This window comes from Xanthobacter sp. 126 (assembly GCF_000526175.1).
Classification (GTDB): Bacteria; Pseudomonadota; Alphaproteobacteria; order Rhizobiales; family Xanthobacteraceae; genus Xanthobacter; species Xanthobacter aminoxidans.
Genome location: NZ_JAFO01000001.1, coordinates 4,836,488 through 4,849,048 on the forward strand (window position 1 = coordinate 4,836,488; position 12,561 = coordinate 4,849,048).

Sequence of the window (12,561 nt, forward strand, 5' to 3'; positions counted from 1 at the left end):
GGCGGCCAGTCATGGGGGAATTTCAAAAGATTTCGCAGACGCAATATTTGAGTATTCATGATTGCTCTGCATCAGACTCACAGTCTCATCGTGCGCTGTTGCAAGGTAGCGATGAGGCTTTGCCCAAGGTCAAAGCGGTTAACAAGCGGTTAAGCGTGCGTCAGACGCTGTTGCCGAATGTGGCGATTATTTGCGCAGACGCGCCACAATTGGGCGCCCTGCGCATGACGGTACTGGAGCTGCCCCTGACCTTGGCGGGGCGGACCAGCGAATCCTCCACCATCACGCTCGATCAGGGGGCGGCCCAGCCGATCCCGGCCAATATGCCTTTCCTTGCAACGGTTCGCCGCGGCGCCGACATCCACTTCCCCGCCGGGTCGGTGATTCTGGTGGCGGCCCCGGACCGCTCGCCAGGCGCCGGAGAGGCGGGCGCGGGCGGCGGCGCGCTGTCCACGACGCCGGATGCATCGGTTGACCTGCTCATCACGCAGGCACAGTGCATTGTCGGACGCGAACTGCCGCCGGCCTTGGCGCGGGCCTGCGAGGCTGGCCTTCTCGCGCTACTGTCGGTTGCGCGCGAGCACGAGAGCGGCACTCCGCCCACCGGCGACCATCTCTTCCGCGACATCCTCGCCGACATCGCCGCCAACTGCCGCCAGCAGGATTACGGCGTGGCCCAGGTGGCGCAGCGCTACAAGCTCAATGTGCGCACGCTCCAGAAGATGTTCCAGAAGCACGGCACCACGCTCAGGGAGCACATCACCGCCGCGCGCCTGAAATATGCGGGCGCCGCTCTGCTCGATCCCGTCAATGCCGGGAAGAAGGTGTCGGACATCGCGTTCGAGGCCGGCTTCAACGACATCGCCACCTTCAACCGGCTGTTCCGCCGCACCTTCGGCCGCGCCCCCTCGGCTTTCCGCACCGAGGCCAACCAGGCGGCCGCCGACGTCGCCCGCGCCGAGCGGGCCGACGTCAGCCAGGCGGGCTGACCGCCTCCCGGCGTCACCCTTGGGAGTCGAGCGCCTGCCGGCGTCACCCTTGGGAGTCGAGCGCCTGCCGGCGTCACCCTTGGGAGTCGAGCGCCTCCCGGTGTCACCCTTGGGAGTCGAGCGCCTGCCGGCGCCTGCGCACCGCATCCGCGAGCGCGTCGAGGGCGGGATCGCGCACCCCGTGCCCGGCCAGCCCCTCGCATGTGGCGAACAGATAGTCGGCGGCCGAGCCGATGGCGCCCTGGGCGTTGGCGAGCCGGTCCACCACCTCCGCCTCGCTCAGCCCGCCGGCATAATGCGGGTTGGTGCGGTCCATGGTGAAGGCGATGGCGCAGCCGATGTGCCCGCCGGCGGGATCGCTCACCTCCAGCCAGCGCGGCACGTAGGCTCCGGCCAGCATCTCCCGCCGCCAGAGCAGGGAGAGTTCGTGCTCCAGCCCCTCCTCGGGCAGGCGGAGGGCGACGCCGGTGCAGTCGCCGCCCGCATCGAGGGCGAGGGTCAGGCCGGGATAGGCCGGCGAGCCGCGCCCCACCACCGTCTCCAGGCAGAAGGCGCGATGCCAGCCGTCGATGCGGCCGACGCGGCATTCCTCCACACGCACGGTCGGGTTCCAGATCAGCGAGCCGTAGGCGAACAGCCAGGCCGGCCCCTCCGGCCGCGCCGCCAGGGTGGCGTTGAGGGAGGCGGCGCGCTCGGCCTCCGTGAGCACGGCGAGGTCCGGCGCGTCGCGCGCCACCAGCGCGTCAATGCCGCCGGCCTCGATAAGTTCGCGGGTAAGAGCATGCATCTTCATGGCTGCCCCTATTTAAGCAGGAACCGCGCCAATTCCCATGCCCGCGTCCCATCGGCGGAGCACCTTCCCCGGGTACGGCCTCCCGAGGGGCATCGGGCTCGGCATTGGGGCTCGGCATTGGCGCTTGGCATTTGGCTTGGCAGCAATAGCCGTGCGATGAAGGGGAAATGAACCGCGACCTCCACCGTCCGCCATCGGCGACGGCGGGCGCGGACGTCGGGGCTCGCCGGGGGGCGCGGCCGGCTCCGGTCCATCATCGGCGCGGGATCGCCCGCGCCGCGAGCACGAGCGCGAACTGCCCCGCATGAATGATGCCTCCGCCAGCCGCACCGCGCCCCGCACCACGCCGGATCTCCGCGCCTGCGACCGCGAGCCGATCCACATTCCGGGCTCCATCCAGCCGCACGGCCTTCTGCTTGTGGCCGACCCGCGCAGCCGCACGGTGGTGGGCGGCGCCGGCGACATCGAAGGCCGCCTTGCCGGGGACTGGCTCGGCGCCCCCCTCGACGCCCTGCTCGGACAGGATCTGTCGACGCCGCTGCGTGAAGCGCCGCAAAACGGCGTCACCCGCCTCGGCCTCGTCGCCGGGCGCGCCGAAACTTTCGAGGTGCTGCTGCACCGCGCCCCGCAGGGCATCCTGGTGGAGCTGGAGCCGGCGCCGGAGGTGCGGCTTGGCGCCGCCGAGGTGCTGGCCGGGCTCGATGCCGCATTCGTAAGCTTCGAGCGCGCGCCGGACCTGCGCAATTTGTGTGCAGAAGCCGCCGCCGTGTTCCGCCGCATCACCGGCTTTGATCGGGTGATGATCTACCACTTCCTCGACGACGAGGCGGGGACGGTGCTCGGCGAGGCGAAGGCGAAGGAGATGGGCTCCTTCCTCAACCACCACTTCCCCGGCAGCGACATTCCCCGGCAGGCGCGCGCGCTCTATGTGCGCAACCGCGTGCGGGTGATCCCGGACGTGGCCTACGAGCCCGCCCCGCTGCGCCCCGCCGAGGCGGGGCTCGCCCAGCTCGATCTGTCCGATGTGATGCTGCGTTCCGTCTCGCCCATCCACATCCAGTATCTGCACAATATGGGTGTGGGCGCCTCCGCCTCCGTGTCCATCGTCAAGGACGGGGTGCTGTGGGGGCTCATTGCCTGCCATCACCGCACACCCCGGCGCCTGCCTTACGAACTGCGCATGGCCTGCCAGTCCCTGGCCGCCAACCTCGCCCGCCAGATCCGCACCCGCGAGGAGGCGATGCAGTATCGCGACCGCATCCGGCTGCGCGGCGCCGAGGATTCCCTCGCCGACTATCTCTCCGCCGACGCCCCCGTGGAGGATGTGCTGGCCCGCCACGGCGACGATCTGCGCCGGGCGCTGGGCGCCGACGGCTTCGCCATGGTGGAGGCCGACCGCGTCCGCGCATCCGGCCGCTGCCCGGACGAGGCGGCGCTCCGGCGCATCGCGCGCTGGGTGGAGGCCAAGGCGCAGACGCGGGCCTTCAGCACCCATGCCCTGCCCTCCCTCCTGCCCGCCGCCGCCGAGTTCGCCGCGCTGGCCAGCGGCGTCGCGGCGGTGAGCATCCCCGGCGACACGCCGCTGATGCTGCTGTGGCTGCGCGCCGAGCAGGTGGAGGTGGTCAACTGGGCCGGCAATCCGCATCGCGATGACGCGGCCGATCCCTCGACCCTGCTCACCCCGCGCGCCTCGTTCGAGGCGTGGAGCGAGACCGTGCGCGGCAAGGCCCGCGCCTGGTCGCTGGCGGAGGTGGAGACCATCAGCCGCCTCGGCTACGCGGTGCTGCAGGCGCGCCAGAACCGGCGCGTGCGCGACCTCAACCGCCGGCTCTCCCTGACCGTGGTGGAGAACGAGCAGCTGCTGCAGCACAAGGACTTCCTGATGCGCGAGGTGAACCACCGCGTGCAGAACAGCCTGCAGCTGGTGTCCTCCTTCCTGCGCCTGCAATCGCGCCGCCTCGGCGAGAGCGAGGCGGCGTCGGCCCTGGCGGAGGCCGAGCGCCGGGTGGCGGCGGTGGGCCTCGTGCATCGCCAGCTCTATGCCGGCGAGCAGGTGGAGGTGGTGGACCTCTCGCGCTATCTCATCGACCTCACCACCGAGGTCACGAGCGCCCTCGGCAAGGAGTGGGAAGCGCACATCATGCTCGATGTGGCGCCGGTGCTGATGGCGGCGGACCGCGCGGTGCGGCTGGGGCTGATCCTGACCGAGCTGGTGCTCAACACCGCCAAATATGCCTATGGCGGCGCCCCCGGCCCGCTCAGGGTGGCGCTGGAACAGCACCGCGAGCGCTTCCGCCTCATCGTCGCCGACCATGGCGGGGGCAAGGTGGGCGAGCGGCAGGGCTTCGGCACCATCATGATCAAGGCCATGGTGCAGGGCCTCGACGGCGTGCTCGCCGACGAGGAGAACGCCCCCGGCCTGCGCACCATCGTCACCGCCCCCATCTGCCCGGCGGGGACCTGACGCTCACAGCGTGAAGGCGACGGGCCGCCCCGGCTCCGGCGCTGCCAGCCTGTGCCCGGCGCCGAGGCTGGCGAAGGCCGCGGCGAGGCGCTCCGCGCTCTCCTTGAAGGGCACCCAGCCGTCCGTATGGGCGGCGAACAGCGTCGCGCCGGGGAAGACGCGGGCGGTTTCCAGCGCGTCGTTGGCATCCATGGTCATGTGGACCGCGCCACGCGGCTGGGCCGAGCCGGCGAACACCACCACTTATGCCGAACTGTCGATTTATGACGCGCACAACGGCTGCGCCTGTCCGTTGAAAACCGACCCCAAATCCATAAGGTGAAGGTTGAGGTTGGCGTCGGGGGGTGGCCTCATTTTCTCGAACCTAACGTGGTCCGGCTCCCGGCCGACCGGAGAAAATTGAAATGTTGTCACGCCAGGCTCTTTTTATTGCTCTCACCGCCTGCGCATCCGGCGCCGCCTACGCGGAGACCCCCAGTTTCTGCAACCAATACGCGTCAAAAGCCATTCACGACGTCCAGCTGGTGCGCTCCAATCCCAAGTGCAACACCGGCAACCTGCATGGGGGCGTTTTCTCGACGGACTATAACGTGCACTACTCTTGGTGCCTGCGCGTTGACGCCAACCGGGCCTACGCTGGAACCTCCGAGCGTGAGGCTTATCTCAAAAAATGCACCGCTTCCAATCCGGGGCCGGCTGTCCAAAACCCCGGAAATCAGCCTTTAAACGCCGCGTGCATGTCCGTTTACAGTCAATACCTGAAGGGCAAGGGTCCTAAAGCTTTTGCTATCAGTTCCGACAGGAAGTACTGCGGCGCCGCATGGGGCAGGAATAACGTTCAGTCGGCCAGCGCAAGAGCGATACAGATATGCGTCACCAAGAGCGGTGGCACATGCAGAATCCAGGACACGTCAAACTGATCGCAGCGTCGGACTGAAGTCCAACCACTGCCCGCCTGGCGAGGCGCCGTGGTGACGCCGCGCCGCGACGCCGGCGGACGGCGTCGCCCCTTCCGCTTCGCCCCCGCGCTCCCTATCTCACGGCCATATGTCGTTCGGGGGCGGACGAGGCAGTTGATGGCCCAGCTTTCCATTCTTGATCTCGTCCGGGTGCGGGAGGGGTTCGGCCCCCGCCAGGCCCTGGACAATGCCCGCGACCTTGCCGCCCACGCCGAAGACTGGGGCTATCGCCGCTTCTGGGTGGCCGAGCACCACAACATGCAGGGCATCGCCAGCGCCGCCACGGCGGTGGTCATCGCCCACATCGCGGCGGGGACGCAGCGCATCCGCGTGGGCGCGGGCGGCATCATGCTGCCGAACCACGCGCCCCTCGTCATCGCCGAGCAGTTCGGCACGCTGGCCCATCTCTTCCCCGGCCGCATCGACCTCGGCCTCGGCCGCGCGCCGGGCACCGACCAGATGACCATGCGGGCGCTGCGCCGCTCCCTGACCAATTCCGACAATTTCCCGCAAGACGTGCAGGAGCTGGAGGCCTATCTCGGCCCCGCCCAGCCGGGCCAGACGCTGTTTGCCGTGCCGGCGACAGGGACGAACGTCCCGCTCTGGATTCTCGGCTCCAGCACCTACGGCGCGCAGCTCGCGGCGGCCCTCGGCCTGCCCTACGCCTTCGCCTCCCACTTCGCCCCGGCCGACCTGCTGCCGGCGCTGGAGATCTACCGCGCGCGCTTCAAGCCCTCGGACGTGCTCGCCAAGCCCTATGCCATGGCCGCCCTGAACGTCATCGCCGCACCGACCGACGCGGAGGCGCGCCGCCTCGCCACCACCCAGCAGATGTCGGTGGCCGACATCTTCCGCGGCGCGCGCGGCCTCTCGAAGCCGCCCATCGACGACATCGAGGATTACTGGACCCCCATGGAGAAGGCGCAGGCCCAGCGCTTCCTCGCCCGCTCGGTCATCGGCGGACCGGACCGCGTGCGCGCGGGCGTCGCCGCCTTCGTGCGCGAGACGGGGGTGGACGAGGTGATGGTGGTCTCCGACGTGTTCGACCACGACAAGCGCCTCGCCTCCTACCGCATGATCGCGGAAGTGGCGGGAAATCTGGCGGAGGTGGAGGCGGCGGCGGCGGTGTGAGCGGCCGGGTTTGGCCCGCCCCTGCGCCGCCATCCCTCTCCGCCCGGCTCGTCCGGGCGATCCGCCCGTCCGCCTGCGCGATGCCCGAAGACCCGACCCAGCCCAACCGTGGATCGCCCGGACGAGCCGGGCGATGACGGCTCCTGAGCGGTCGTGCGTGCCCCTCACGCCTCCAGCCGGGCGTCGAGCGTGATGTTGGCGCGGATCACCTTGGAGAGCGGGCAGTTCGCTTTGGCCTTGCCGGCCAGCTCGGCGAACTGCTCGGCGGTCGCGCCGGGCACGGTGCCCACCAGGGTGAGGTCCACCTGGGTGATGGCATAGCCGGCGTCCTGCTTCTCCAGCGATACCTTCGCCGTGGTCTCCAACTGCGTGGCGGTGAGGCCCGCCTCGCCGAGGATGAGGGAGAGCGCCATGGTGAAGCAGGCGGCGTGGGCCGCGCCCAGCAATTCCTCAGGGTTGCTGCCGCGCTGGCCCTCGAAGCGGCTGGCGAAGCCGTAGGGGAAGCCGGCCAGCGCCCCGCTCTCGGTGGAGATCTTGCCCCGCCCGTCCTTGATGCCGCCGCTCCATTCCGCCGAACCGCTGCGCACGATCGCCATGGTCGTCTCCTCGCTCTGATGGCCCGCGCAGAGGTGCGCTTGGGCTTTGCATTGCCTGCGAAGGGAGGAACGTCCGAAGCGGCCCAAACGTTCACTTCGCCATCGTGCGAAACGGAAACATTCGTTCACACCCGTGACATCAAAAGTCGCAGCGCGGTCCAACTTGCGACATCTCGGCCGTGACAATGGGGGGTGTTCCGAGGGGCCCCGCTTTGCGGCGGCGCGGCACGGGACACAGGCGGATTTGTTTGGACCAGAGGGGCGGCACCCGGCGCGGCGACCGGACACCAAACGGTGGTCCGGGCGTTGCCTTCCAGATGAAAGGTGAAGCCCCATGAGCTTTTGTCCCGGCCAGCAGGATGCTGGCAGCCAGTCTTTGCCCGCCCGCAGCCGCTTCGCTCTCGCCCTTGCGCCCACCCTCTCGGCCCGCCAACGGGCGCGCCTCAGGCCCTGGCTGATGGCCCTCGCGGTGGCCGGTGGCGCGGCCGCTCTGGCCGCGCTGGCCGTCCACCAGATTCCCCTGCGCGCCCGCATCGCTTTGGAGGCGGATGTGCGCGCCCGCCTCAGCAATGCCCCGGTGCTCGCCATCGGCGACAGCATCACCTATCAGGCCGCCCCGCGCAGCCTGTGCGGGGAAGAGGTGCTGAACGCCGCGGTGCCCGGCGACAAGATCGACGATCTCGTCTCCCGCGCCGGCGCGCTGGAGCACCACCTCCAGCCCGCCCGCGTGGTGATCGCCGTCGGCGCCAACGATGCGGTTAAGCCGAAGCATTCCATCGCCGAGTGGCGGACCCTCTATCGCGAGATCATCTCCCGCTTTCCCGGCAGCCAATTGGTGCTGGTGGAGGTGAACCCGGTGGAGCACGGCCGCTCGCCCTATGCGGACATGCTGGACCAGTCCTATGTGGCGCAGCAGAACGCCGCCATCCGCGCCATCGGCGCCGAGACGGGCGCGGTGGTGGTGCCGGCGCCGCAATCGGTCTCGACCACGGACGGCATCCACCCGAGCCGGGCCGGCGCCCTGCTGTGGCGGGCGCGCCTGTTCTCGGCCGCGTGCCGCTGATCCAGCGACGCCTCAGCCCTCCACGCCGCGCACGGCGAGCACCGCCTTCATGCGCTTCACCGCAATGTCCGGATCAGTCAGCAACCCCGCCGCGTCGGCGAGGCGGAACAGCTCGGCGAGGTGGAGCGTGGAGCGGGTGCTCTCTTGCCCGCCCACCATGGTGAAATGGTCCTGGTGGCCGTTGAGATAGGCCATGAAGACGACGCCCGTCTTGTAGAAGCGCGTCGGCGCCTTGAAGATGTGCCGCGACAGGGGCACCGTCGGCCCGAGGATGTCGTGGAAACGCGCGGTGTCCCCCGCCGCCAGCGCCGTGAGTGCAGCGGACGCCGCCGGCGCGATGGCGTCGAAGATGCCAAGCAGCGCGTGGGAATGGCCCTTCTCGTCGCCCGCGATCAGCTCCGCATAGTTGAAGTCGTCGCCCGTATACATGCGCACGGCCGGGTCCAGCCGGCGGCGCATGGCGATCTCCTTGTCCTTGTCGAGCAGGGAGATCTTCACCCCGTCGATTTTGGACGTGTTGGCGTTGATGACGGCGACCGCCGTGTCCATGGCCGCGTCGAGGTCGCGCGTGCCCCAGTAGCCGGCGAGCGCGGGATCAAACATGTCGCCGAGCCAGTGGATGATGACCGGCGCCGACACCTGCGACAGCACACGGGCATAGACCTTCTCATAATCCTCCGGCGACTTCGCCACCCGCGCCAGCGCGCGCGAGGCCATGAGGATGATGCGCCCGCCCACCTTCTCCACCGCCGCGATCTGCTCCTCATAGGCGCGGATCACGTCATCCAGCGAGGTCGCCGCCTCGGGGGCGAGATGGTCGGTGCCGGCGCCGGAGAAGACCAGCGCCTCCGGCCCGTGCGCCTTCGCGGCTTCGACCGAGCGGCGGATCAGCTCCAGCGAGGTCGGCCAGTCGAGCCCCATGCCGCGCTGGGCGGTGTCCATGGCCTCTGCGACGCCGAGGCCGAGGTCCCACAGGCGGGCGCGGTAGGCGATGGTGCGGTCCCAGTCGATGGCCGCGTCGAGCCAGGGGTCGCAGTCCTTCAGCGGGTCCGCGACCACATGGGCGGCGGAAAAGGCGATGCGGTTCATGGGGCCGGAAGCGCGGGCGGGAAAATCGCGCGGGGCGGAGAGGCGGAAGGTCTCCAGCCCCCCGCTTGCCACGGGCAGGCGGATCGAGAGGGCGGTGGCGCGGGCGTGCTCGTTCATGGTGGCGATCCTGAAAAGGCGGCGCGGGCGCTCAGGCGAGCGTCCCGTGCGGGATGGGTTCGGGCACCGCGGCCGGCGCGATGGGAGTAAGGCTTGTCCAGTCGGGCTCGGCGGCGCGGGCAAAGCCGGGCGCCTCCAGCAGGCTGCGGGTGGGCAGCAGCCCGCGCGAGACATCGAGGCCGAGCCGGCCGTTGCGCTGGGCATAGAGGTCCGGATGGGCGTCGAAGAAGGCGCGGGCCTCCCGCTCCGGCGCGGGGCCGAAGCCGTCCACATAATGATGGCCGTTGCGCTCGCCATGGGCGAGCCCGAGGGCGGCGACGAGGGCAGTGTCCTGCTCGATGCCGAGGCCCGGCTGGCAGGTGAGATCCTCCGCCGAGATAAGGAAGGGCGCACGCGCCCCGCCCGCATTCCACGCCTTCACCCGCGCGGCGTTGAGGATGGCCTTGTAGAGCCCCTTGCAGCTCTTGGAGGAGACGCCGCGATAGCCGAGCGCCGCCGCGCGGGGGAAGGCGTCCGGCGCATCGTCCGCCTCGTCGATGATGACCGGCAGGCCATCCAGCCGCGGCAGGGGCGCGGCGAAGGTCTGGGCGCGGTCGAACGGCTGCTCGATGTAGAGGAGACGGGCGCGGAAGGCGGCAAGGCGAGGGCCGTTCAACGCCTCGGCGAGGGCCATGAGGCGGTCGGGATCGTACTGCTCGTTGGCGTCCAAAGTCGCCACATAGCCCGGGGCGGAGGCGGCGAGGATGGCGGCGATCTTTTCCAGCCGGGCGATGTCGGCGGCAAGGTCGCCGCCGATCTTGATCTTGAAGAAGGCGAGCCGCGCGGCGGCGATCTCGGCGGCGAGGCCGTGCGGGCCGTCGAGGCGGTCCATGAGGCCCACGGTGTGGCGCAGCGCCACCGCCGGGGCGGGCACCAGCGCCGAGAGGAAGGCGCCGATCTGGCCGGCGGAGAGATCGGGCGAGAGGCGCCCGTCGAGCCCCATCACATTGGCCTTGAGACCGGCGACGAGGCCGAGGCCCATGGCGCGCAGGAGCGCATCGAGCACCGCCTTGTCGAGCAGCGCCGGGCCGAAGCCGGCGGCGAGCGGCGGCACGCCTTCGCGCTGGCCCCACATGAGCTGCGGCGCCCGCGCCGCCACCGACAGGCCGAACGCGCTGGCCGGCAGCGCATTGGCATAGATGCGGGCCGCCTGGGCGAGGCCCCGGCGCAGGTCGTCCACGGTGTCGAGGGGGCTCTTTGCCGGCGCCTTGTCGAACCAGCGCGGCATCATCATCTCGGCGGCCATGCCGGTGGCGGGGCCGAAGCCCTCCACCTCGGCCGCGACCTTCACGAAGGCCTGCGGCGCCGTCTCCACCACCGAGGGGCCGAAGCGGAACGGGCGGACGAAGGGCATCAGCCGCTCGCCGATCTCCACCTCGCGGATGGTGATGCGCGGAAAGGGCATGTTCGTCCTCTCTGTCCTGCGGATCTCAAGCCCGCGCGGCGATTGAGCGAAGCCGCGCTCAGGCCCGCGCGGCGATTGAGCGAGGCCCCATCGTCCCGGTCGCGACCGGGACGATGGCCTGAGACCTCAGTCCAGATGGCCTTGGGCGTAGAAGTGGCCGCGGATGGTCTTGGCGAGTTCGGCGAAGACGGGGCTCGCCATCATGTCCAGCGCGCGCGGTCGGGGCAGCGGCACGTCATAGATGGCGGCCACCGAGCCCGGGCGGTCGGTCATCACCACCACCCGGTCGGCGAGGAAGATCGCCTCGGGGATGGAGTGGGTGATGAGCATGATGGTCTTGCCCGTCTCGTACTGGATGCGCTGAAGCTCGAGATTCATCTTCTCGCGCGTCATGGCGTCGAGCGCACCGAACGGCTCGTCCATGAGCACGATCTTGGGGTCGTGCACCAGCGCCCGGCAGATGGCGGCGCGCTGCTGCATGCCGCCGGAGAGCTGCCAGGGATACTTGTTCTCGAAGCCGTTGAGGCCCGCCGTCTTGAGCAGCTGGCGCGCCCGCTCCAGATGGCTCGCGCGGTCCAGCCGGCGCACCTCCACCGGCAGCATCACGTTGCGCAGCACCGTGCGCCAGGCGAGCAGCACCGGGCTCTGGAACACGATGCCCACATCGTCCGGCGGCTCGGTCACGGCCTTGCCGTCGATGAGGATCTCGCCGGCCGAGGCGGGGATGAGGCCGGCCACCAGCTTCAGCAAGGTGGACTTGCCGCAGCCCGAAGGGCCGACCACGCAGATGAACTCGCCCTCGGTGATGTCGAGATCCATGGGCTTCAGCGAGGGCACCTCGCCGTCGCGGGTGCGGTAGGTCTTGGCGAGGCCGCGGATGTCGATGAGCCGGCGGCGGGCCGAGGGGCCTTCGTTGCGGGCGATCACGCGCAGGGTGTTGGGTCTGGCCATGGCGCCCTCCTCAGACGGTGACGAAGGCATCATGGCGCTGGCTCGCATGCCACGGCACGATCAGGCGCTCCACGAGGTCGATCACCCAGAACAGCACCACGCCGATGAGGGCGAGCACGATGAGGGCGGCGAACATGGTGGGCAGCTCGAAATTGCCGATGGAGCGCTGGAGCACGAAGCCGAGGCCGGAATTCGAGCCCACGAACTCGCCCACCACCGCGCCCACCACCGCCAGCGTCACCGACACCTTCAGGCCGGCGAAGATGGCCGGCATGGCGTGGGGCAGGCTCACCATGGCGAAGGTCTGGAGGCGGGAAGCCTTCATGGAGCGGGCGAGGTCGCGCATGTCTGCCTCCACCGACTTGAAGCCCTGCACCCCGGCCACCACCACCGGGAACACCCCGAGCAGGAAGGCGGAGATGACCTTCGGCACGATGCCGAAGCCGAACCACACCACGAACAAAGGCGCGATGGCGACCTTCGGGATGGACTGGGAGAACACCAGAAGCGGGTAGAGATAGGCCTCGATGGTGCGCGATCCCGCGATCAGCATGGCCAGCGGAATGCCGATGGCCGCCGAGAGCGCGAAGCCGGCCAGTGTCGCGATGGTGGTGGGCACCGCCTCGCGCGCCAGCATGGCGCCATCGTTGCGGAAGGCGATCATCACGTCCCACGGGGTGGGGATGAGATAGGCCGGGATCTGGAAGATCCGGACCGAGAGATCCCAGATGGCGATGAGGATCACCAGCAGGCCCACCGGCCGCGCCCACGGCGCGTCGATGACGGCGAGCACGGGATTCCTGTGGCGCGGCGACGCCATGCGGCTTCCTCCCTCAGGTTGCGTTTCAGCCCGGCCGGGACTCTGCGGTCCCGTTTTAACTAACTAGTGAATTACATTTCCCGGCGCGGCCGTTGTCAAGCCCATCCGGCCCCGTCAAGGCGGCACCGCGGTAGCGCGAGAACCC

The 12,561-nt window shown here is 69.8% G+C and carries 12 protein-coding genes; 5 read left to right on the forward strand and 7 right to left on the reverse strand.

Translation table 11 applies throughout. The annotated features are described in order from the left end of the window. The first annotated feature begins 11 nt into the window (after window positions 1–11). Window positions 12–989: a helix-turn-helix transcriptional regulator gene (locus tag XAN126_RS0122890; protein ID WP_081762758.1), complete on the forward strand. Its 978-nt coding sequence runs from the start codon at window positions 12–14 to the stop codon at window positions 987–989. 103 nt (window positions 990–1,092) lie between these two features. On the opposite strand, the gene XAN126_RS0122895 is transcribed toward XAN126_RS0122890, so the two are convergent. Beyond that, window positions 1,093–1,782 carry a gamma-glutamylcyclotransferase gene (locus tag XAN126_RS0122895; protein WP_024280882.1) on the reverse strand — a complete coding sequence of 230 codons (690 nt, stop codon included), beginning with the start codon at window positions 1,780–1,782 and terminating at the stop codon, window positions 1,093–1,095. Between the two features lie 304 nt (window positions 1,783–2,086). On the opposite strand from XAN126_RS0122895, the gene XAN126_RS0122900 reads away from it, so the two are divergent. Next, complete coding sequence (locus XAN126_RS0122900) at window positions 2,087–4,246, forward strand: histidine kinase dimerization/phosphoacceptor domain -containing protein (RefSeq protein WP_024280883.1); 2,160 nt, start codon at window positions 2,087–2,089, stop codon at window positions 4,244–4,246. A gap of 3 nt (window positions 4,247–4,249) precedes the next feature. On the opposite strand, the gene XAN126_RS0122905 is transcribed toward XAN126_RS0122900, so the two are convergent. Continuing rightward, entirely contained in the window at window positions 4,250–4,489 is a 240-nt protein-coding gene (locus XAN126_RS0122905; protein WP_024280884.1) for a hypothetical protein, read from the reverse strand. Between the two features lie 161 nt (window positions 4,490–4,650). Between XAN126_RS0122905 and XAN126_RS28515 the strand changes: the two genes are divergently transcribed. Beyond that, window positions 4,651–5,166, forward strand: a complete 516-nt coding sequence (locus tag XAN126_RS28515; RefSeq protein WP_155982384.1) for a hypothetical protein — start codon at window positions 4,651–4,653, stop codon at window positions 5,164–5,166. A 156-nt stretch (window positions 5,167–5,322) separates the two neighbouring features. Further along, window positions 5,323–6,336 carry an LLM class flavin-dependent oxidoreductase gene (locus XAN126_RS0122910; protein ID WP_024280885.1) on the forward strand — a complete coding sequence of 338 codons (1,014 nt, stop codon included), beginning with the start codon at window positions 5,323–5,325 and terminating at the stop codon, window positions 6,334–6,336. Between the two features lie 164 nt (window positions 6,337–6,500). On the opposite strand, the gene XAN126_RS0122915 is transcribed toward XAN126_RS0122910, so the two are convergent. Next, a complete protein-coding gene (locus XAN126_RS0122915; protein WP_024280886.1) occupies window positions 6,501–6,932 on the reverse strand; it encodes an OsmC family protein in 432 nt (143 codons plus the stop codon). Window positions 6,933–7,266: 334 nt separating this feature from the next. Between XAN126_RS0122915 and XAN126_RS0122920 the strand changes: the two genes are divergently transcribed. Then, a complete protein-coding gene (locus XAN126_RS0122920) occupies window positions 7,267–7,995 on the forward strand; it encodes an SGNH/GDSL hydrolase family protein (RefSeq protein WP_081762759.1) in 729 nt (242 codons plus the stop codon). A gap of 12 nt (window positions 7,996–8,007) precedes the next feature. Here the strand turns inward: XAN126_RS0122920 and XAN126_RS0122925 are convergent, their stop codons facing one another. The 4 genes from XAN126_RS0122925 to XAN126_RS0122940 form a co-directional block, all read right to left on the reverse strand. Continuing rightward, window positions 8,008–9,201: a dihydrodipicolinate synthase family protein gene (locus XAN126_RS0122925; protein ID WP_024280888.1), complete on the reverse strand. Its 1,194-nt coding sequence runs from the start codon at window positions 9,199–9,201 to the stop codon at window positions 8,008–8,010. A gap of 31 nt (window positions 9,202–9,232) precedes the next feature. Beyond that, on the reverse strand, window positions 9,233–10,645 hold the full coding sequence (locus tag XAN126_RS0122930; RefSeq protein WP_024280889.1) for an enolase C-terminal domain-like protein: 1,413 nt from the start codon (window positions 10,643–10,645) through the stop codon (window positions 9,233–9,235). A 126-nt stretch (window positions 10,646–10,771) separates the two neighbouring features. Continuing rightward, window positions 10,772–11,596: an ABC transporter ATP-binding protein gene (locus tag XAN126_RS0122935; protein WP_024280890.1), complete on the reverse strand. Its 825-nt coding sequence runs from the start codon at window positions 11,594–11,596 to the stop codon at window positions 10,772–10,774. Between the two features lie 10 nt (window positions 11,597–11,606). Beyond that, on the reverse strand, window positions 11,607–12,416 hold the full coding sequence (locus tag XAN126_RS0122940) for an ABC transporter permease (protein WP_024280891.1): 810 nt from the start codon (window positions 12,414–12,416) through the stop codon (window positions 11,607–11,609). Between the last annotated feature and the right edge of the window lie 145 nt (window positions 12,417–12,561).

Coding starts and splice junctions, on each gene's coding strand:
- XAN126_RS0122895 (WP_024280882.1), bottom strand. CDS start 1,782: ATGAAGATGCATGCTCTTACCCGCGAACTTATCGAGGCCGGCGGCATT.
- XAN126_RS0122910 (WP_024280885.1), top strand. CDS start 5,323: ATGGCCCAGCTTTCCATTCTTGATCTCGTCCGGGTGCGGGAGGGGTTC.
- XAN126_RS0122915 (WP_024280886.1), bottom strand. CDS start 6,932: ATGGCGATCGTGCGCAGCGGTTCGGCGGAATGGAGCGGCGGCATCAAG.
- XAN126_RS0122900 (WP_024280883.1), top strand. CDS start 2,087: ATGAATGATGCCTCCGCCAGCCGCACCGCGCCCCGCACCACGCCGGAT.
- XAN126_RS0122920 (WP_081762759.1), top strand. CDS start 7,267: ATGAGCTTTTGTCCCGGCCAGCAGGATGCTGGCAGCCAGTCTTTGCCC.
- XAN126_RS0122935 (WP_024280890.1), bottom strand. CDS start 11,596: ATGGCCAGACCCAACACCCTGCGCGTGATCGCCCGCAACGAAGGCCCC.
- XAN126_RS0122890 (WP_081762758.1), top strand. CDS start 12: ATGGGGGAATTTCAAAAGATTTCGCAGACGCAATATTTGAGTATTCAT.
- XAN126_RS0122930 (WP_024280889.1), bottom strand. CDS start 10,645: ATGCCCTTTCCGCGCATCACCATCCGCGAGGTGGAGATCGGCGAGCGG.
- XAN126_RS0122925 (WP_024280888.1), bottom strand. CDS start 9,201: ATGAACGAGCACGCCCGCGCCACCGCCCTCTCGATCCGCCTGCCCGTG.
- XAN126_RS0122940 (WP_024280891.1), bottom strand. CDS start 12,416: ATGGCGTCGCCGCGCCACAGGAATCCCGTGCTCGCCGTCATCGACGCG.
- XAN126_RS28515 (WP_155982384.1), top strand. CDS start 4,651: ATGTTGTCACGCCAGGCTCTTTTTATTGCTCTCACCGCCTGCGCATCC.